Origin of the sequence: Methylobacterium sp. AMS5, from assembly GCF_001542815.1 — a bacterium.
In the GTDB taxonomy this organism is placed as follows: Bacteria; Pseudomonadota; Alphaproteobacteria; order Rhizobiales; family Beijerinckiaceae; genus Methylobacterium.
Map to the genome: position 1 here is coordinate 4146167 of NZ_CP006992.1, position 18418 is coordinate 4164584.

General features: G+C 66.1%; 14 protein-coding genes. 10 read left to right on the top strand and 4 right to left on the bottom strand.

Features of this window, described 5'->3' with window-relative positions; all coding sequences use genetic code 11:
• Positions 1–22 precede the first annotated feature (22 nt).
• The 5 genes from Y590_RS18625 to Y590_RS18645 are packed head-to-tail and all read left to right on the top strand — an operon-like array spanning position 23 to position 7509.
• The gene (locus tag Y590_RS18625; protein WP_158509756.1) at positions 23–1240 is read left to right on the top strand and encodes a glycosyltransferase; all 1218 of its coding nucleotides are present in this window, start codon (positions 23–25) and stop codon (positions 1238–1240) included.
• A gap of 3 nt (positions 1241–1243) precedes the next feature.
• Positions 1244–2566: a glycosyltransferase family 2 protein gene (locus Y590_RS18630; protein ID WP_060771153.1), complete on the top strand. Its 1323-nt coding sequence runs from the start codon at positions 1244–1246 to the stop codon at positions 2564–2566.
• Entirely contained in the window at positions 2550–4514 is a 1965-nt protein-coding gene (locus tag Y590_RS18635) for a hypothetical protein (protein WP_060771154.1), read from the top strand. The genes Y590_RS18630 and Y590_RS18635 overlap by 17 nt, the downstream gene beginning before the upstream one ends.
• Positions 4496–6532, top strand: a complete 2037-nt coding sequence (locus tag Y590_RS18640; protein ID WP_083530907.1) for a glycosyltransferase family 4 protein — start codon at positions 4496–4498, stop codon at positions 6530–6532. The genes Y590_RS18635 and Y590_RS18640 overlap by 19 nt, the downstream gene beginning before the upstream one ends.
• 8 nt (positions 6533–6540) lie before the next feature.
• Positions 6541–7509, top strand: coding sequence for an NAD-dependent epimerase/dehydratase family protein (locus Y590_RS18645; RefSeq protein ID WP_060771156.1), 969 nt, complete (start codon positions 6541–6543; stop codon positions 7507–7509).
• A 67-nt stretch (positions 7510–7576) separates the two neighbouring features.
• Here Y590_RS18645 and Y590_RS18650 read toward each other — a convergent pair whose 3' ends face one another.
• On the bottom strand, positions 7577–8293 hold the full coding sequence (locus Y590_RS18650) for a nucleotidyltransferase family protein (RefSeq protein WP_060771157.1): 717 nt from the start codon (positions 8291–8293) through the stop codon (positions 7577–7579).
• A gap of 10 nt (positions 8294–8303) precedes the next feature.
• Positions 8304–9278: a GDP-mannose 4,6-dehydratase gene (locus Y590_RS18655; RefSeq protein ID WP_286161778.1), complete on the bottom strand. Its 975-nt coding sequence runs from the start codon at positions 9276–9278 to the stop codon at positions 8304–8306.
• A 610-nt stretch (positions 9279–9888) separates the two neighbouring features.
• Here Y590_RS18655 and Y590_RS18660 point away from each other — a divergent pair.
• The 4 genes from Y590_RS18660 to wecB are packed head-to-tail and all read left to right on the top strand — an operon-like array spanning position 9889 to position 13603.
• On the top strand, positions 9889–10530 hold the full coding sequence (locus tag Y590_RS18660) for a glutathione S-transferase family protein (RefSeq protein ID WP_060771159.1): 642 nt from the start codon (positions 9889–9891) through the stop codon (positions 10528–10530).
• A gap of 4 nt (positions 10531–10534) precedes the next feature.
• Positions 10535–11410 (top strand): dTDP-4-dehydrorhamnose reductase family protein, encoded by an 876-nt coding sequence (locus Y590_RS18665; RefSeq protein WP_060771160.1) that lies wholly within the window; start codon positions 10535–10537, stop codon positions 11408–11410.
• On the top strand, positions 11410–12444 hold the full coding sequence (locus Y590_RS18670; protein ID WP_060771161.1) for a polysaccharide biosynthesis protein: 1035 nt from the start codon (positions 11410–11412) through the stop codon (positions 12442–12444). Before Y590_RS18665 ends, Y590_RS18670 begins: the two co-directional genes overlap by 1 nt.
• Positions 12445–12466: 22 nt before the next feature.
• On the top strand, positions 12467–13603 hold the full coding sequence (wecB, locus tag Y590_RS18675) for a non-hydrolyzing UDP-N-acetylglucosamine 2-epimerase (protein ID WP_060771162.1): 1137 nt from the start codon (positions 12467–12469) through the stop codon (positions 13601–13603).
• 79 nt (positions 13604–13682) lie between these two features.
• Here the strand turns inward: wecB and trmFO are convergent, their stop codons facing one another.
• Positions 13683–15107, bottom strand: coding sequence for a methylenetetrahydrofolate--tRNA-(uracil(54)-C(5))-methyltransferase (FADH(2)-oxidizing) TrmFO (gene trmFO, locus Y590_RS18680; RefSeq protein WP_060772361.1), 1425 nt, complete (start codon positions 15105–15107; stop codon positions 13683–13685).
• Between the two features lie 298 nt (positions 15108–15405).
• Here trmFO and Y590_RS18685 point away from each other — a divergent pair, with 298 nt between their 5' ends.
• Entirely contained in the window at positions 15406–17028 is a 1623-nt protein-coding gene (locus Y590_RS18685) for a calcium-binding protein (protein ID WP_060771163.1), read from the top strand.
• Between the two features lie 31 nt (positions 17029–17059).
• Here the strand turns inward: Y590_RS18685 and Y590_RS18690 are convergent, their stop codons facing one another.
• A complete protein-coding gene (locus Y590_RS18690) occupies positions 17060–18034 on the bottom strand; it encodes a S1C family serine protease (RefSeq protein ID WP_060771164.1) in 975 nt (324 codons plus the stop codon).
• Positions 18035–18418: the final 384 nt, after the last annotated feature.

An 18418-nucleotide genomic window follows, 5' to 3' on the forward strand; every position in this document is an offset into this window, starting at 1 on the left:
CCCAATCATCCTAATCGTTGGGATGCAAAACAGCGTGCATCTAGCGCGCTGGATCAACATGCTACGTGGTGAATTTGCACGTTTTGTTGTGTTTCCGGTGCATGCCCTAGAGCCTGTGGCCGAGCTTCACCCTTGGTTGCCCGTCAGTAGCCGGAGCGATGTTGAGGCCTTGGGATCCGGTGACGTGGGCGTCTTCCAACTCACCAGAACCGACAGTGAACGTTACACCACCTGGGCCATGGAACGAGCGGCGGGGCGCCTGTTTCCTGCCTCGCTCGGGGTCGAAACGAATCCCGCGTTGGCACTACCCGATGAGTTGATCGCAGCGATCCGGATACTGCAGCCGGATCTCGTTCACACCATGGAGGTTCAGCTCGCGGGCTATCTCGCCCTCGACGCCAAGCGGTACTTGGGAAGCGCGATGCCACCGTGGCTTCTCTCCAATTGGGGAAGCGACATCTATCTCTACCACCGGCTGCCCGCACATCGTCCGGTCGTGCTTGAGTTGATGGGTGCCATAGACGGTTATCTGGCAGAGTGCCGACGCGACGTCCCGCTGGCGCGCCGGCTGGGTCTGAAAGGACATGCTTTCGACCCAATGCCGGCTTCTGGTGGGATCGACTTCAGCACCGTTCCGGCGCTCGGCCAGCTCGCTCCCCCGTCGAAGCGCAATACCATTCTTGTCAAAGGTTATCACGGCTGGTCCGGCCGGGGAATGCACATCCTGTCCGCCCTTCACATGGCCGCACCAGCCCTGCGCGGCCGCTGCATCCGCGTACAGTTCTACTCTGCGGCGATGCTGGAGATGATGCGGGCAATGGCGGAGGCGGACGGCCTCGATATTGCGCCTGTGCCCTATGCCCCCACCCACGAGGAAGCCCTTGGTCGGATCGCCGAAGCACGCATCGTCGTCGGCATTGGAATCTCGGACGGAATCGGTACGACCCTCCTCGAATCAATGTGCTACGGCGCCTTTCCGATCAAGGCGACGACCTCCTGCGCCTGCGAGTGGATCCAGAACGGCCGCGACGGCATCATCGTCGATCCGCACGACGTGAAAGGGCTCGCCGAGGCTCTTGTGCAGGCTGCGTCTGACGACGCGTTGGTCGATGCAGCATCCACCCGCAATCGGATCCGCGTGGAAGAGCGATGGGATGTCGATCGCAACAGCGCGGCTGCACAGTTGATCTATCGCAACATGCTTAATGATTCTCCCCGAACCGTCGATCCGGCCGCCTGAGCGATGTCCACAGAGACCGTGACGATCCTCATCCCCGTCTACAACGGCGGCCCCTTCCTGATCCAGGCCATCGAAAGCGCGCTCGCGCAGACTTGGCCAGCGATCGAGGTGCTCGTGATTGACGACGGCTCAGATGACGACGGGCATACAGAGCGGGTCTGCCAATCCTTCGGCACGCGCATCCGCTATTTGCGCCAAGAGAACGGTGGCGTCGCTGCAGCCCTCAATACGGGCATCGCCGCGATGACCGGCCGATATCTGACTTGGCTGAGTCACGACGACCTCTACGATCCGCGCAAGGTCGAAGTGCAGATGAAGGCCCTGGCGGCACAATCCGGGCCCTGCGTGATTTTCGGCGGCTACGCCACGATGGACGAGGATTGCACCATTCTCGCCGAGATCGAGACCAACGCGGGCTATCGTAGCGATCAGCCACTCTGGGCGATCCTCGAAGGCCGCATCAACGGCTGCACCATCCTGCTCGAACGCACTCTCCTAGAACGCCACGGTGGCCTCGATGTCGGACTGCCGACGACCCAGGACTACGAGCTGTGGTGGCGGCTCGCGCTGCACTATCCCTTCGTTTACGTGCCCGGCGCCCTCGTTCGGCATCGGGTCCATGCCGGGCAGGGCTCGCATGGGCGCCGCCATATCGAGGAGGCAAGTCTTCTCTGGATGGAGATGCTGGAGTGGGTGCCGGAGGAAAAGGCGCGGGCGCATTCCGGCTCGGAGATGGCGTTCCTCCTGCGCGCTCGCGATTTTCTCCAGAAGACCGGCTATGACGGCGCCCAGCAGGGTGCCGATGCACTGATCCACCGACGGGCAAAAAAGATCCGGGTCGGCATCGTTCTGAGCAGCCTCGGTTCACGTGAGGCGGCGGTCGCGAAAGCCGAACTCGCCAGCAGCGGTCTCGATCTCGCCTTCCTTCTTGTGGACGCCTCGCCCGACCAGCACTTTGCACTCTTCGCCGGCTCGCTTGGAAAAGAATTATCCGACGACGTTGTCGCCAGCCCGATCGCCCCGAAGGACTTGGTCTCTCATACTCTGGCCGAACTTGAGGCCCCAATCGTCGCGTTCCTCCCGCAAGACGTGCCCGTCGCTACCTTCTGGACGGCCCTCGGCCGCCTCCTGTGCGATCCGGAACTCGACGGCGCCGCCATCCCGCAGACGAGAGGCCAGCCCGGTGCAGATCCGCTCGGACCGCTGTCCGGCCTCGTCATACGCCGAGAAGCCCTCTCCACCGCCCTGACCCGAGCCGCCGAGACCCGCAGTGACTTCATCTCTTCCCTCGGCATGTCGAGCCGGCTCGATGTCGTCGTTGTCTAATTTCGACGGCCTGCGGGTCCGCGTTCCCGACGAGCACCAGATCTGGCTCGTCTTCGGGGATCAGCGCCACTACATCACCGATCTGGATGTCTTGCGGGCGATCTTCCGCGATGATGCCGTCCGAACAGACCCCGACTGCGCGCACTTGCCGGAGGGAAGTGTGCTCGGCCCGGGCAGCCGTCTCGTCCGGGGGCAGGGAAGCGCATCGGTCCACCTCGTGGTCAGCTCGGGGCTTGGACAGGAGACCCGGCATCGCATCGTCGATGAGGCGCAGTTCGAGCGCTACGGCTTCCATCCGGAGAAGGTCGCCGAGATCCCCCCGGAGACGTTGCGAAGCATCCCGGTCGGTCCCCCGCTCGGGTCGCTCGCCGACATCCCCGATTTCGATGGTCTGCGCGTCCAGATTCCCGACGAGCACCAGATCTGGCTCGTCTTCGGGGATCAGCGCCACTACATCACCGATCTCGATGTCTTGCGGGCGATCTTCCGCGATGATGCCGTCCGAACAGACCCCGACTGCGCGCACTTGCCGGAGGGAAGTGTGCTCGGCCCGGGCAGCCGTCTCGTCCGGGGGCAGGGAAGCGCATCGGTCCACCTCGTGGTCAGCTCGGGGCTTGGACAGGAGACCCGGCATCGTATCGTCGATGAGGCGCAGTTCGAGCGCTACGGCTTCAATCCGGAGAAGGTCGCCGAGGTCCCCCCGGAGACGTTGCGAAGCATCCCGGTCGGCCCCCCGCTCGGGTCGCTCGCCGCCGCCAAGGCTTTAGCCGAGCGCGAGGAGCTGGAAAGGCTGGTGGAGAGCCTTCATCACCGCCGACCGACACTGCTGCTGCTGTTGGAAGAGCGGGACGAATTCGCGAAGCAGTTCGCCACCCAAATCCATGAGACCGTTCGCCGCCAGGTCCATGTCCTGCTCGGCTGGCTTGAGGACGGGCAGCTCGTCCTATCCTCCGGACTACCCGATACGCCGGACGCCGTGACCGTGCGGCCGGCGGCTTCGACTCTGGCATCGATTGCGCGGACTCTGCGGATCGGCCGGATCGACGTGCTTGCAACCCGATTCAGGCATTCCCTGCAAAAAGTCTTAGCAGCACTCAATCGTCCCTTCGATCTTACTCCAATGATCGCTCCTTTGGAGTTGGAGAAGTCGGGCGAAGCGGCGAACGAAACGATGCGGTCGCTCGCCCGGCAGGCTGCCCGCGTTGTTGCCTGCAGCGACAACATGCTGGCCGCTCTGCGCGTGCGACTGCCAGGGCTGCCGATCACGACCGGTCTCAGCCCCGAGCCGCGCAAGCTTCGCCTATTCCGCGTGCATCCGGCCCGGCTCGACGCGGACGAGGATCTGCGCGTCCTGATCTGGGATGACATCGCGGAACCCGCGGACCGGCTCGTGGTGGACACAATCGTTTCCGGTCGCGTCGAGGCCCTTACGGCCCGCTTCTTCGGCCTCGACGGCATACCGGGGGCATCGACCGCCGGACTGCGAAATCTCGGCCCGGCCGATCGCCTTGATCTCAATAAACTCGTCTGTGTCTTGCGTCCGCACCTCGTCTGGTTCTCAAGTCCGGCGCCGCAAGCTTTCGATTTCCGGGTCTCGGCCGCATTGGCGCAGGGTCTGCCGATCCTAGCGAGCGCTAGCTGTGGCCTCGGCCTGCGCTTGGCGGACCGCCCGTTTACCTGGATCCTGCCCGCGGACGCGACCGCGGCCACCGTGCGGGACGAACTGGCAGCGATCCGGTCGCGGTGGGCTTCCGAGTACGGCAGCCTGCGCCGAACCGAAGCCGCGACAAGCTTCTACCCGGGCGCCTATCTCGCTTGGGCCGAACCAGAGGCGTCGTTCCAATCCGAGCCGGCGCTCAGCGATGCGGCTGCCTCGGTACCAGTGCCTTTCTCTGCCCCGGCGGCCCCATCGATCCCCGCGAAGAAAAAATGGCGGCTTTTCAAATGATCATACCGGACGCAGCCGGTTCGGCGGCCGAGCGCCGGACGATCCGTACCCTCATCTGCGACTTCGACTTCTACTCGGCGCTCGGCGGCGGGCAGACGTTCTATCGCCGCGTTGTTGAGCGGCATCCGGACTGGACTATCCTTTATCCCTCACGCGGCCGTGATCTTACGAGCGAAATACGATCGCGTCTTCCTACCAATGCACATCCCTACGGTTTCGACCGCTTTCTCTATCCTTGGGATCTCCTCGCCGCACTTAAGATCGAGGGCGTAGAGGAGCGCTCCTACGCTCTGATCATCTGCCAGATCGCTGTGCCGCTCCAAGGGCAATTCTTCGACGTGGTCGAGGTGCCCTCGTTCTTTCCTGTAGCACATCTCATCCGTCCAATCTTCGCCGCCTTCGGCATCGGGGTGAGAACGATTTCGCTCGGCATGCTCGGTTGGCTGAGCGTCAGCAATCGCAACGCCTACGCGTCGGAAGTGCCAGAGGTGGTGATTGAGCGATTGGAGGAAATGGAACGACGCTGCATCGCGGGCGCCGATGTCAGCTACACGATCTCAGATCTCCATGCCGCTGAGAACGACCAACTGAAGCCCTCAGCGGTCGTCGACATGCACGACGCCCTCGACACGCTGCCAGCCCCCACCGCGTACCCGCCGGGCGAGGGACCGCCCGATCTCTGGTTTGTCGGACGTCTCGACCGCAACAAGGGACCCGACCTCTTCATCGAGATCGCGTCGCAGATCCCCCGCTCACTCTACCGGAACTGCTACCTGTGCGGTCCCGACAATCCCTGGGCGTCCTCGGGACCGCGCTGGTCCGAGACGGTCCTTGAACTCGCCCGCGAGCGGCAGGTCCCCGCCGAGTATCTCGGCGAGATCAGTCACGACGAACTGTGGTCGCGCGCTTTTCGTGGCCGGTCCGTGATCGTCATCCCCTCGCGCTCCGACGCGTTCAATTACGTGGCGGTCGAAGCAACCATGTCGGGCGCGCCGATCCTCCTGTCGAAGCAGGCTGGCGCCGCAGCCTTCCTCGAGGCGCGCCATACTGACATCGCTCCGCCAATCATTGATCCCGACGATCTCACCGATGCGGCGGCCAAGCTGGAACGCCTGCTTGGTGATTACGAGGGCCGAACCGCGCACCTGCGCAAGACCATCCTCGAGGGTGGCTGGCCGGCCCCACGCAACGACTTCTTTGCGGACGTCATCGGATCGGCGCCGGCGGGCTCGGGCCGGACCGACTCCGGTCTTCTCGAACGCGCCCGTTCGGCCGATCCGCTGAACTTGGCTCCTGCTCGGATTTGGCGCTCGGTGGCGCCACCGCCGGCGGAAAACGACATCGAGATCGTCCTACGGGCCGGTCAGGACCGGCGGGCACTCGAACGAAGCCTGACCTCTCTGCGCACACCCGATGCAAGCGGGCTTGCCGTGACGATCCTGGTCGAGGCGGGGCAGGAGCTGGAAGATCTGCCGCAGCTCCTGCGCAGTTTCCATCCCGGTGCATCTTTGCTCCGCACGGGGAGCACGGACACGGCCGCGGCAATCAACGAGGCGCTGGAGAAGTCGCGGGCAGCGGCGCTCATGCTGCTCAACGCCGGCGACAGTGTCGAGGGTGGAGCCCTGCGCCGCCTCTTCCAGGCGCTACAGGCGATACCTGCGGCCGATCTCGCGATCGGTCTGTGGTCGGAACTCGACGCGTTCGGGGCGGTCCTGCGGGATCACCAGGCCGACGCTTTCGATATGCGCGCCCTGATCGGTCCGGGAGGCCGCCCCGGCGGCATCCTGATGCGCCGAAGCGACCACCTCCTGATCGACGAGTCGATGGGGGATTGCGGTCTACTCGACCTATATGGCCGGCTCTCGACCGCTCCCGTCGTGCGCAGCGCCGAGCGGATCGGCTGGTCCTGGCCGGCGGCCGAAGACGCGGCGGCGTCACGCCGCCCAGCCGACCTGTCGCCGCTGCTCCGGAAATGGCTGCTCGCCCCCCCCCGTGCCGACGGGCGGGACGCCGCTTGAGGACCGGGATGACCGCGCCACTTTCGTTCGACGGTATCCGGGTTCTCGTGACCGGAGGCTCGGGTTTCCTCGGTCAGCATCTGCTCCGGGCGCTAATCCCGCTCGGAGCCGAGGTCACGGTCCTCGTGCGCGATCCGGAAGCGAGCAGCCTCTCCGATCTTCGGAGCGGCGAGGCGGTGCGCGCCGGTCGCGTCGCATTGCTGCGCGGCGATCTCTTCGATGAAGCAGCCATTATCCGAGCAGCAGCAGGCGCGGACATCGTCTTCCATCTCGCCGGACGCGGCGGCGGTGGCGGATCGTTCCGAGACTTCACGGATGCCAACGTCACCGGCACATGCAACGTCCTGACCGCCTGTGCCGCGCACACGGTCGGCCGCCTCGTCTTCATCAGTTCCGCTGCCGTCTACGGATCGGGATCACCGATCGCGCTCGACGAGAGTCAGCCGACGCGCGGTCGCAGCATCTACGCTGCCTCGAAGATCGCGGCGGAAGCCTTAGTCGCCGCCTATGTCGCGACCGGGCGATGGGCCGTGACGCTGCGCCCCTCCAACATTTACGGTCCCGACCAGATGACCGAAACGGTCGTGACCACTCTCTTGAGCCAACTGGGCACGACGGACGAGATCGTGCTTCGCGCCCTGCATCCGGTCCGCGACTACATCTATGTTCAGGACGCCGTCGATGCGCTGCTCGCCGCAGCTCTCCGCCAGGACCTGCCGCCTGGCCGCACGCTGAATGTCAGCTCCGGCGCCGGATGGTCTGTCCGGCAGCTCGCGGAGGCGGCGATCATCGCCATGCGTCGCACCGAGCCGAACCGCTCCGTCAGCGTTCGGCCAATCGACAGGCCAGCCGGCGCGCTGGCCGATTACCTCGTCTGCGACAACGCTGCAGCCCGCGCTGCGCTCGACTGGATGCCGCGCGTCGATCTCGTCGACGGCCTACAGGCAAGCTACGCCGCCCGGCTCGGGCGAGCCTGACCCAGCGCAACTCCACCCCGTTCCGGGATGAGAGCTGCACTGGGTCAAGGATTGGGAGCGGCCGGGCTCAAGCCGCCGGGAGGAAATGATCGGGCCGAGCGGTGAACTGCTCCTGGGCGCGGGCATAGTCATCGGGACGGCCGATATCGATCCACTCGCAATCCTCGACGTAGCTCACGACTTTCTGTGACGACGCGAGAAGCGCGCGCACAAGGTCGGGCATGTCGAAGAAGGTGTCGGCCGGAATGAGTGGCGCAACGGCCTTCTTTGAGAGGACATAGAGGCCCATCGAGGCTTCGAAATGCATCGCCGGCTTCTCACGGTACTCAGATACTGTGAAGTCAGGTCCGACCGTCAGCGCCCCGAAATCGGCTTGCAGCGTCCGGCGGTGGGTCGCGATCGTGGCCGCGGCGCCACGATCGAGGTGCTCCCGCACCATCGCCGAGAAGTTCAACGTCGTCAGAAGGTCGCCGTTCGTGACGATGAAATGGTCGGGCAGCTGTTCGAGGTTGGCGGCGATAGGGCCGCTGGTGCCGAGCGGCTTGTCCTCGACCCTGTAGGTGATGTTGAGACCGAGATTCGATCCGTCCGTGAAGAAGCTCCGGATGAGATGATGGAGATGGTTCACGGCCAGGATGACGTCTGTCACCCCGTGCTGGCGCAGTTGGCGCAGCAGCAGTTCGAGGATCGGCATCTCGCCGATCGGCATCAGTGGTTTCGGCATGACAGCCGTGTAGGGCATCAGGCGCGTGCCCTTGCCGCCGGCGAGAATGATGGCCTTCATCGCTTGGCTCTCAGACGACGTAGCGATCGACGTCCCGCCGATCGTGCTGGGACCGGAAGTGCTCGATCGTCCTCTCCAGCCCCTCACGCAGGCCGACCTTCGGCGTCCAGCCCGACTGCGCCTGGAACAGGCGGTTGTCGGAGATCAACCGTTCCACTTCGCTCTTGCTCGGGCGGATACGCTGCTCGTCCGTCTCGATCACGGCCTTCGAACCGACGATCTCGAGGATCATGGCCGCCACCTCGCCAACGGTCTGGCCGGAACCGACGCCTAGATTGAAGGTTCCGCCCTCAAGACCTGGGGTCACCGCCGCGGTCAGGAACCCGTTGGCGGTGTCGGTGGCAAAGGTCAGATCCCGCACCGGCGTGGTCGAGCCGAGCTTGATTACAGTCCGCTCGGGCTCCAGCGCTTGCATGATGACAGTCGGGATGAAGGCGCGGGCCGACTGGCGCGGACCGTAGGTGTTGAACGGCCGCACCGTGACCACCGGAACGTCGAAGGACCGGTAGTAGGACTCGGCGATCTTGTCGGCGCCGATTTTCGAGGCCGAGTAGGGCGATTGTCCCTGCAGGGGATGCGCCTCGTCGATCGGGACGTATTGCGCCGACCCGTACACCTCTGACGTGCTGGTATGGACGACGCGCTGCACCCCGTGCCGGCGCGCCGCTTCGAGCACGTTGAGCGTACCCTCGACATTGACCTTCACGTAGTTGCGCGGCGCCAGATACGAGTACGGAATCGCGATCAGCGCAGCGAGATGGAAGACGACATCGATGTCCTTGGTGATCGCCTGAACGTATTCCGGATCGATGATATCGCCAAAGACATACTCGATTTCGCGATCGATCTCAGGGGAGACGCCGGACAGATTTCCGCGGTCCCGCATGGCGTTGTAGTGCAGCAGCGCCGTCACCCTGGCACCCTGCCGCACGGCTTCCTCGGTGAGATGGCTCCCGATGAAGCCACCTGCGCCCGTGACGAGCACGCGTTTTCCGGAAAGGGTCAACCGATTATTCCCCTCGTTCGCGGGTGCGGCGGCTCGTCCTTCGACGCCAACTGCCCGACCATCTCCGGCCCCGGACATGCCTCGGGCCGCCCGCGCGAGGTTCTGACCGCGAGGCTGGGAACCGGAGGCCTGGACGGCCGATCCGGGCCATTAGCCTAGTTCCCACGCCCGGACAAGCGAGCGCCAAGTTTTGATCCGCCGTGCTACTTGGCAGATTCCAGATTTATCGGATTGAACCGGCTGGGAAGCGACACGATCAGGCTACCAGCCTACCAACTTGCGATGACGACGACGCTCCTCCATCACAACTTGAAGGAAATTTATATTCAAATACGCACCTAAAGTTGGATCGGTTGCCGCGTATTGACGGTGCCCGTATTGCTTTCGCGTTTGGCGGCGATAAAAGACAGGTCAAAGGCCTTTCGCCTGCGAGTGTGATGCCCGGCATCCGCGCTGTGGGGCGCCGAATTGATGCCCTTATGTCCGGTAGGCCGTGCCGGATGAAAACAGAGCACGCCGCCGAGAATGTCTCTGCTGCGAAAACGATTGCAAACAACCGGACAGAGAACAGGACCGGCGGGGCGGGCTTATGCAGTTGTTCTACGCGCCGCGCTCTCCTTTCTCGCGCAAGATCCTGGCGACGATCGTCGAACTCGATCTCGCCACGCGGGTCAGCCTCGTTCGGATCGACCCCTGGACCGACGAGACGCTTCGACGGCACAACCCTGCCTCTAAGGTTCCGACACTCCTCTTGGACGACGGCTCGGCCCTGTTCGACTCGCCCGTCATCGCGCGCTACCTCGACACGCTGTCCGGACACATGCTGATCCCGCCCGTACCCCGAACCTGGGACGCACTCCGGCGGGAGGCGCTGGGCGACGGCTTGGCCGAGGCGGTGATTCGCCGGTTCGTCGATCGGCTCGGCCCGCACGATGACCGCCTCGACCGCGTGGTGACGCGACAGGAAGCCGCTATCACCGCAATCCTGGACCGGTTGGAGACAGCGCCGGATTGGATGCAAGCCCCTACCGATCTGGGGCATCTCGCGATTGCCTGCGCCCTCGATTATCTCGACGGACGCTCACCCGAACTCAATTGGAAAACACGAAGCCCCTTGCTCGCAGCGTGGTTCCATGATTTCCGTGCGAGGCCATCGATGAAAATCGCCGCGGATCCGATAATCGGCACCTTTCGGTCCATCAATATCCCGCATCCGCCGGCAGAGGTCTGAGAAGTTGAAGATTGCAGTCTTAGGCTCATCCGGCATGCTTGGAAGCGCCGCCTTCCGATATTTGTCAAAATGCTTTCCTGGGTCGGTCTATGCGACAGCGCGATCCTCGGCGGTAAAAAAGATCTTTCCGGAAGATGCCGCCAACATCTCAACCGGGATCGACGTCGAGAATGCGGACGCGCTGGCCGGCTTCCTGCGTGACGTGCGGCCCGACGTGGTCTTGAATTGCGTGGGAGTCGTCAAGCAGCTCGCCTCCGCCGAGGATCCGCTGGTCGCGATCCCGATCAACGCCATCCTGCCACACCGGCTCGCCCGGCTGGCCGACCTCGTCGGTGCCCGCCTCATCCATGTGAGCACCGATTGTGTCTTCACCGGCCGCAAGGGCGACTACCGCGAAAGCGACGCGCCGGATGCGGCCGATCTCTACGGGCGCTCGAAACTTCTTGGCGAGGTCGATTACCCGAACGCGGTGACGCTGCGCACCTCCATCATCGGTCGTGAGATCGGCAGCCGCAACGGCCTCGTCGAGTGGTTCCTGGCCCAGAGCGGGTCGGTGCGCGGCTACCGGCGGGCGATCTTCTCCGGCCTCACCACCGACGAACTGGTGCGGGTGATCGCCGACCACGTGCTGCCGAACCCAGGCTTGCGCGGCGTCTACCATGTGAGCGTGGACCCGATCAGCAAGTTCGACCTGCTCGGGATCGCCAAGGACGTCTACGGCGTCGCGACCGAGATCGAGCCCGACGATGCGGTGGCGATCGACCGCTCCCTCAACTCGGACCGGTTCCGGGCCGCGGTCGGCTACGCGCCCCCGTCATGGCCGGATCTGATCCGCAACATGCGTCGCTTCGACGACGAAGCCTTCTCACGGATCCGCTGATGTTTTCCGGCAAGACACTCCTCATCACCGGCGGTACCGGCTCCTTCGGCAACGCGGTGATCCAGCGCTTCCTCGCCACCGATATCGGCCAGATCCGCGTCTTCAGCCGCGACGAGAAGAAGCAGGAGGACATGCGCCTCCTGCTGCGCGATCCGCGGATCCGTTTCTTCATCGGCGACGTGCGCGAGTACAACTCGATCGCGCCGGCGGTGAAGGGCGTCGACTACATCTTCCACGCGGCGGCGCTGAAGCAGGTGCCGTCCTGCGAGTTCTATCCGATGGAGGCGGTGCGCACGAACATTCTCGGGGCCGAGAACGTGCTGAACGCCGCGGTCGCCTCCGGCGTCGAGCGGATGGTCGTGCTCTCGACCGACAAGGCGGTCTACCCGATCAACGCCATGGGCCTGTCCAAGGCGATGATGGAGAAGCTGACGATCGCCAAGTCTCGCATGTTGTCCAAGGACGACACGATCCTGTGCGCCACGCGCTACGGCAACGTCATGGCTTCGCGCGGCTCGGTGATTCCGCTCTTCGTGAACCAGATCAAAGAGGGGCGCGACCTCACCATCACCGATCCGACGATGACCCGCTTCCTGATGTCGCTGGAGGATTCGGTCGATCTGGTGCTGTTCGCCTACCAGCGCGGACAGCAGGGCGACATCTTCGTGCAGAAGGCGCCCGCCTGCACGGTTCAGGATCTGGCCGAAGCCCTGCGGACGATTTTTGAAGCCAAGAACGAGATCAAGATCATCGGCACGCGCCACGGCGAGAAGCTGTACGAGTCCCTGGTCTCGCGCGAGGAGATGGCGCGGGCCGAGGACATGGACGGGTTCTACCGCATCCCCGCCGACGACCGTGACCTGAACTACTCGAAGTTCTTCACCTCCGGCGAGACGGCGATCTCGGCCGCCGAGGACTATACCTCACACAACACGCAGCGGATGAACCAGCAGCAGGTCATCGATCTGTTGCTCAAGCTCGATTACATCCAGCAAGCCCTGAAGCCCGCTTCGCCGGCCAGGGCCGCCTCCTAGTTTCCGATCCGGGACGAGACCTTTGCGCAAGATCCTCACCCTGGTCGGAACGCGGCCCGAACTCGTCAAGATGTCGCTCGTGATCCGGGCACTGGACCGGCTGACGAACCACATCCTCGTCCATACCGGCCAGAACTACGATTACGAGCTGAACCAGGTCTTCTTCGACGACCTCGGCATCCGCAAGCCCGATCACTTCCTCGAAGCGGCCGGCCCGAACGCGGCGGCGACGATCGCCCGGGTGATCGAGCGCGCCGACGCCGTGCTCGAACAGGAACAGCCTGACGCGGTGCTGATCTACGGCGACACCAATTCCGGGCTCGCCGTGATCCCGGCCAAGCGGCGCAAGATCCCGATCTTCCACATGGAGGCGGGCAACCGCTGCTTCGACCCGCGGGTGCCGGAGGAAATCAACCGCAAGGTGATCGACCACCTCAGCGACGTGAACCTCGTGCTGACCGAGCATGCGCGCCGCTACCTCCTGGCCGAGGGGTTGCCGGCCCAGCGCATCTTCAAGGTCGGCTCGCACATGGAAGAGGTGCTGGCCGAGTTCCGCCCGAAGATCGAGGCCTCCGACGTACTGGCCCGGCTCGGGCTCGAACCGGACCGGTTCTTCATCGTCTCGGCCCACCGCGAGGAGAACGTCGACTCACCGGCCCGGCTGCGGGTGTTCCTGGAAGAGCTGGGCCGACTGCACGCGGCCTTCGGCCTGCCCATCGTCGTCTCGACCCATCCGCGCACCCGCGCCCGGCTCGAGGCGATCGGCGATCTGTCGCTGCCCGAAAGCGTCCGCTTCCTGCCGCCCTTCGGCTTCATCGACTACGTGAAGCTTCAGACGAGCGCCCATTGCGTTCTGTCCGACAGCGGCACCATCGCCGAGGAAGCGGCCCTGCTCGACCTGCCGGCGGTCACCTTCCGCGACGCGCACGAGCGGCCCGAGGGCATGGATGCCGGCACGCTGATCGTGGCGCCGCTCGGCAAGGTCGATCTGGTCGAGGCGGTGCGTGCGGTGCGCGACGGCTACGGTGAGGGCCGCCGCTTCGCCGGGGCCGTGCCGGATTACCAGGGCGGCGCGGTCTCGACCAAGGTCGTGCGGATCGTCCTGTCCACCATCGATCAGGTCAACCACACGGTGTGGTCGAAGCCCGGCCCCTTCTGAAAGTCCCGGGTTTCCAAAGGGCCTCACGGCCCTTTGGCGCATCTTCAGGGCCACGCCCTGAACCCGGCGAAGCCGCTCTCTACTCCGCCGCGTGCGGAAGTCGCTCACCCGCGATCCAGGCAGCGAGGTCTTCCCGCGCCCGGTCGGTCAGCGCGCGCTTCTTGAGCGCCGCCTTCTCGGGTCCGCGCAGGCGCTTGCCGGTCTCGTTGCGCGGCATCTGCGCCAGCGGCGGGAACAGCCCGAAATTCACGTTCATCGGCTGGAACGAGCGCGGTGCGTTGCGCTCTGCTTCCTCGGTCGCCTCGACGTGTCCGCCGGTGATGTGGCCGATGAGTGCCCCGAGCGCGGTCGTCGGGGGCAGGGGGGCGAGCGTCTGCCCGTCCGCTTCGGCGAGCGCATAGCGGCCGGCCATCAGCCCGACCGCGGCGCTCTCGACATAACCCTCGCAGCCGGTGATCTGGCCGGCGAAGCGAAGCTGGGGCCGTGCCTTCAGCCGCAGGGTCGCGTCGAGCAGGCGCGGGCTGTCGAGATAGGTGTTGCGGTGCAGGCCGCCGAGCCGGGCGAACTCGGCATTTTCCAGCCCCGGAATCGTGCGGAAGACGCGGACCTGCTCAGCGTGGCGCAGCTTGGTCTGGAAGCCCACCATGTTGAACAGGGTGCCGAGCGCATTGTCCTGGCGCAATTGGACGATGGCGTAGGCCTTCACGGTCGGGTTGTGCGGGTTGGTGAGCCCGACCGGCTTCATCGGCCCGTGGCGCAGGGTCTCGGGCCCGCGCTCGGCCATCACCTCGATCGGCAGGCAGCCGTCGAAATAGGGGGTCGAGGCCTCCCATTCCTTGAACGCCGTCTTCTCGCCCGCGATCAGCGCGGCGACGAAGGCCTCGTACTGCGCCCGGTCCATCGGGCAGTTGAGGTAGTCCGCCCCCGTGCCGCCGGGACCGGCCTTGTCGTAGCGGGACTGGAACCACGCCTTGCCCATGTCGATCGAGTCGCGGTGGACGATCGGGGCGATGGCGTCGAAGAAGGCAAGCGATTCCCGGCCCGTCAGCGTGCCGACGGCCTCGGCCAGCGCCGGGGAGGTGAGGGGGCCGGTGGCGAGAATGGTCGAACCCCAGTCCTCGGGGGGAAGGCCGGCGACCTCCTCACGGACGATGGTGATGTTGGGGTGTTCCTCCAGCGCCGCGGTGACGGCCCGCGAAAACCCCTCGCGATCGACGGCGAGCGCCCCGCCCGCGGGCACTTGGTGGGCGTCCGCCGTTCGCATGATCAGCGAGTCGAGGCTGCGCATCTCCTGATGCAGCAGGCCGACGGCGTTGCCGTTGGCGTCGTCCGAGCGGAAGGAATTGGAGCAGACCAGTTCGGCCAGCCCGTCGGTGTGGTGGGCATCGGTGGCGCGAACGGGCCGCATCTCGTGCAGCACGACCGTGCGGCCGCCCTGCGCGACCTGCCAGGCCGCTTCGGAACCGGCGAGGCCACCGCCGACGATATGGATCGGGTTCGTCATCGCGACGGAATAGAACCACGCGGCCACGCGATCAATGCGGGCGGGCACGCGAACCGGAGGCGAAGCGGGGCGCGGCCGGCGCGACGGACAGGATGCCGCTCCATCGCCGCGTCGGCGAAGCGCACCGGACGCCCTCAATGCCGCAGGCCCCTCTCGCGAACCGGCGCAACCGCTCCGGAAGACTTAAGCCGCAATTGCTCGCGGGTGCCACATCGCGGCCGAGACAGGCAAACCGCGCCGGCATTACCGTGGGCCCCTCGTCCCCGATATCCGGGCCGGTCAAGCGGAGCGGACGGCAATGGCGATCTCTCCCGACGGGGCGCTGCCCTACTTCGTGTACGACGGCTACCTCGTCTCGCTCTATCCGTGGCAGGGCCAGCACGTCGCGCTCCTGACATCGGCCAACGATCTCGACGGCGATGTCATGCAGGACATCCTGAACAGGATCGACGCCGCCTACGAGGTCTACCTCGCCATCACCGGGCAGGCTCCGACCCCGTACCGGGCCTATAACGGCCTACTCACGATCGCCGAGGTGCCCACGGCGCTCGGAGGCGCGGCGAACGCGATCGGCTTTCTGGGAGCCTCCGGCATCGAGCTCACGACCGGCGCGTTCGATCAGCTCTACGCCGGCGCGGCCGAAGACGGCACATTCGATCAGACCGTCTTCTACGAACTCGGGCGGAACTTCTGGTTCTACGGTCCGCAACTCGGGACCGTGGATGCCTTCGTCACGGGGTTCGCGATCGCCAACCGGTTCGTGTCGATGCAGGAGGCCGGCATCCCCGGCAGCGCGTTCGGGGCCCTGCCCTTCGACGAATTCAAGCAGTCCATCCTCGAAGATCTTGCGCAGACCTTCTTCGGGGAGGCGGGCACCACGCTCGCCAACACCCTCGGCGCGGCGACCGGCGTTCCGAACGCCAACAATTGGGGTGCTGCGGACCTCGCCGCCTCCCTGCTCAGCCAAGTCTACGAGGATCTCGGCCTCGACGCCTACGGGCGCTTCTATCAGGAACTCGCCGGCCGTCCCGCCGCGGGCACGCCGGAAGAGGCCTTCGCCAATCTGGTCGCCGCCGCGAGTCAGGCCACCGGGATCGACTACGGCTTCCTGAACAAGGCCGAGGGCGTCGCCTATGTCGTCGGCGGCCGGGGCGACGACCGGCTCGAGGCCGACGGAAGCGGCAACCCGGTCCTGGGCTTTGCCGGCGACGACACGCTCATCGGCACGGCCGGCGCCGACCGGCTGTTCGGCGACGCGGGCGACGACGTCCTGCGCGGCGGAGGCGGCCGCGATCAGCTCGTGGGCGGGGCTGGCGACGACACCTACTTCGTCGACACGCCCGGCGACCATGTGTTCGAGGGTCGGGGGCAGGGCACCGACAGGCTCGTGGCGACGAGCGCGTACACACTGGCTGCCGGCCAGGAGATCGAGATCCTGCAACTCGCCGAGAGTACCGGATGCGCGCCGCTGTCCCTTACCGGAAACGCCTTCGGCCAGCGGCTGATCGGCAATGCCGGCGACAACAGGCTCGCTGGCGGCGGCGGTGACGACAGCCTTGCGGGCGGCCTCGGCGCCGACCGGCTCACGGGCGGAGCGGGCGCCGATGCCTTCGTGTTCGACACCCGGCTCGGTCGCGGCAACATCGATCACGTCAGGGACTTCGCGTCACAGGACGACGTGTTCCACCTCGACCACGCCGTCTTCTCAAGCCTCGACATCGGGGCGCTGACGCCCGGGCAGTTCAAGAACCTCGGTCCGGCCAAGGCGATCAAAGCGGATGCCGACGACCGCATCCTCTACCAGCAGAAGACGGGCGAGCTGTTCTACGATGCCGACGGCAGCGGCCGGAAAGAGGCCGTCCTGATCGCGGTGCTGGACAACCACGCCGCCCTCGACCACACGGATTTCCTCATCGTGTGATCCCGCCTTCCGTATGGCGCAAGGCCGACTGTCAGTGCAGCTTCGGTCCGATCAGGAACCGGTCGCGATCGACCGAGGTCAGCGCGAGCCGGGTCAGGCGCCCGTCCCGGTTGACCGTGAGGGGGACGCGCACCCCCGCCTCGCCGAGTGCCCAGACCTGCCGGAAGAGGCCGGCGAGGTCGGCGACCGGCTCGCCCGCCACCTCGGTCAGCACGTCGCCCGCGCGCAGGTCGGCGGCCTCCGCCGGGCCCCTGTCGGCGGTCCCCATCACCACGACGCCGTCCTCGGTCTCGGTGGCGTAGAGGCCGAGCCAGGGGCGGGGCGGGCGGTCGGCCCGGCCGCGGCTCTCGAGATCGGCCAGGATCGGCGGCAGGAGTTCGATCGGTACGATCATGTTGATCGCCCGCCCCGCCCCTGTGCCGCCCTGCTGAAGCTGAAGCGAGCCGATGCCGACCAGCGCGCCGTCGGCCCCGATCAGGGCGGTGCCGCCCCAGTGCGGATGGGCGGGGGTGGTGAACAGGGCCTCGTCGAGGACGTACTCCCAGTAGCCGGCGAATTCCTGCCGGGCGACGAGTTCGACCGCGAGGCTGTGCGAGCGCCCGCCCGCCCCCGCGACCACGGCCCGCTCGCCGACCTTCAGCGTATCCGAACGCCCGAGCCTCAGGGCGGGTAGGCCGAGGCGACCCAGGGCCTGGACCAGGCCGAAGCCGGTCTCCCCGTCATAGCCGACGACGTAGGCCGGCACCGAGCGCCCGTCATGGGTGGTGAGCCAGACGCTCTCGGCCTCCAGCACGAGGTAGCCGATGGTGAGCACCAGCCCGTCCTCGCGGATCACCACGCCGTTGCCCGCCCGCTCGGTGCCGAGCGTCTCCGCCGTGAAGGCCTCCGCCGGCACCCGCGCGGAGAGGGAGACGACCGAGGTCAGCGCCCGCTCCAGATCGTAGGCGTAGTCGCCGGCCTTCGGCTGCAGGGCGGCCGGAATCCTGAATTCGCCGTGCGCGGACATGTTCTGCAATTTCCCTGCGCCCCGCTCCGCCGCCGCCCGTGGACCGACTTCCGCGGAAACGGCGGCCGCCGGGGCGGTCGCATCCGTCTCCCGTCCGTGAGGTTCGCCGGGCTGCGCTCCCGACACAGATAGGCGGCGCATCTCGCCCCGACACCCGCCCGCCGCCGCGTCGAAAGGCACCGGCGCCACGCCCCGACACCACGCCCGCCGTTTCGCCCCGAACGAGCGCTCTTCGCGCCGCGAAACCGCCGAAACGGCTTCGCGATTGCCCTGTCGACATCGCGACGGCCTGTGGTGCGTCGGCAAAGCCTCCGATAGGGTGCCGCTCCCTGTCCCGCCGCGCTGAGCGCCCGGCGGACGCCTCTCATCCAGACGCACCGGAAC